The organism is Mesorhizobium sp. M0437 (assembly GCF_040321335.1).
Taxonomy (GTDB): Bacteria; Pseudomonadota; Alphaproteobacteria; order Rhizobiales; family Rhizobiaceae; genus Mesorhizobium.
Map to the genome: position 1 here is coordinate 1 of NZ_JAMYRK010000180.1, position 1,942 is coordinate 1,942.

Here is a 1,942-nt window from a genome sequence, read left to right on the forward strand (position 1 = left end):
AGCGTCCCGCCATCAGCGAGGATCAGACGGTAGCCCTCGCCGGTGCGCTCGACCGATGCGACGGCGGACCTGACATGGCGGATCGTTTTGCTGAGCAGAAAGGGCTGGAGATGGGATTCGACATAGCCGCCGAAAACACGGCGCTGCGGGTAGATCGCGCCGTTGGCGGCAATAGCCTCGACATCCCCCACAATAGCGCTGCTCTGCTGCAGCCAGTCGGCGAAGTGGCTATCCTGGCCGGAGATCAGCGTCATCCTCGAGGCCGGCACATTGATGCGGTGTGAAGGATCGGTCGTCGAATAGGCCAGACCATAGCCGAGCCTTTCGCGCGGCTCGACGACCACGATATCGGATGCACTGGCCGGCAGCAGCCGCGCCAGATGAAACGCAGTCGCCGCACCTGAAAAGCCGCCGCCGACAATCGCTATGATCGGTTCGCTGGCGCTCAAGACTGGCTCGCGCGCAGCGACGACGGGCGATGGTCGCCGGCCACCGTTTCGCCGAAGGGGCCCATGTTAACCGCCGTCGGCCGCGTCGAGATTTCGTGATCGAGCGGCAACAGCGGCAGCACCAGTTCGCCGAAGCGATAGGCTTCCTCCAGATGCGGATAGCCGGACAGGATGAAGGTATCGATGCCGATGCGCCGGTATTCGTCGATGCGCTCCGCCACCGTCGCCGCATCGCCGACCAGAGCGGTGCCGGCGCCGCCGCGCACCAGGCCGACACCGGCCCACAGATTCGGACTGATTTCGAGTTTGTCGCGACGGCCGCCATGCAGCCGGCTCATGCGCGACTGGCCGACGGAATCCATGCGCGCGAAAACCTTCTGCGCCTCGGCGATCGTCTTGTCGTCCAGGCGGCTGATCAGGCGGTCGGCATCGGCCCAGGCTTCGTCATTGGTTTCGCGAACGATGACATGCAGCCTGATGCCGAAACTCACCTGGCGTCCGGCCTTCTCGGCAAGGCCGCGCACATGGTCGACCTTGGCGGCGACGTCAGCCGGCGGTTCGCCCCAGGTGAGGTATTTGTCGATCTGCTCGGCGGCGACCGCATTGGCCGCCTCCGACGAGCCACCGAAATACAGCGGCGGATGCGGGGTCTGCACAGGCGGGAACAGCAGCTTTCCGTCCTCGATGCGGAAGTGCTTGCCTTCGAAGGCAATGGTCTCGCCGCTGAGCACGGCCTTGTAGATATCGAGAAACTCCCGCGTCACCTCATAGCGCTCATCATGGCTGAGGAAGATGCCGTCGCCCTTGTTCTCGACCGGGTCACCGCCGGTGACCACGTTGATAAGCAGGCGCCCGCCGGAAATGCGGTCGAGCGTCGAGGTCATCCGCGCGGCAAGCGTCGGCGATTGCAGGCCCGGCCGCACCGCAACGAGGAAGCGGAGCCGCTGCGTCAACGGCGCCAGCGCCGACGCCACGACCCAGCTGTCCTCGCAGCTTCGGCCGGTCGGCAGCAGCGCGCCGTAATAGCCGATGGCGTCGGCGGCCTTGGCGACCTGGGTCAGATAGGGCAGGTCGACCGCCCTGCCCCCCTCGGAGGTGCCGAGATAGCGGCTGTCGCCATGGGTCGGGAGAAACCACAGGACCTTGATCCTGTCGGGGATGGCAGTGCTCATGAACAGTCCTTTGTGACTTTACGGCGTTCTCGCTCAGCTCCAGGCGTGGAGCGGCGGATTGACGTCGTTCAGGTAATAGTTGCCGAGGATCGCGTATTTCCAGCGCACCGGATCGTGCAGCGTGTGGGTTCGGGCGTTGCGCCAGTGCCGGTCGAGATTGTGCTCGGCCAGTGTGGATCGCGTGCCGGCGAGTTCGAACAGTTTGTTGGTGGCGTTGATGGCGATCTCGGTGGTGAGGATCTTGGATTCGGCAACCGCGATCTGCGCTTCCGCGACGGTCTTATCGTTCGGATCGGCCACGGCGCGGTCGACCGCCAGCCC

At 65.0% G+C, this 1,942-nt stretch carries 3 protein-coding genes; all 3 read right to left on the minus strand.

The window, feature by feature from the left end; all coding sequences use genetic code 11:
- On the minus strand, nt 1-449 hold a 449-nt coding region (locus tag NKI72_RS34745), incomplete at its 3' end, for an FAD-dependent oxidoreductase (protein WP_352852213.1).
- Complete coding sequence (ssuD, locus tag NKI72_RS34750; RefSeq protein ID WP_352852214.1) at nt 446-1,621, minus strand: FMNH2-dependent alkanesulfonate monooxygenase; 1,176 nt, start codon at nt 1,619-1,621, stop codon at nt 446-448. The genes NKI72_RS34745 and ssuD, both read right to left, overlap by 4 nt.
- Nucleotides 1,622-1,654: 33 nt before the next feature.
- The coding region (locus tag NKI72_RS34755; RefSeq protein ID WP_352852215.1) for an acyl-CoA dehydrogenase family protein at nt 1,655-1,942 on the minus strand (288 nt) is incomplete at its 5' end.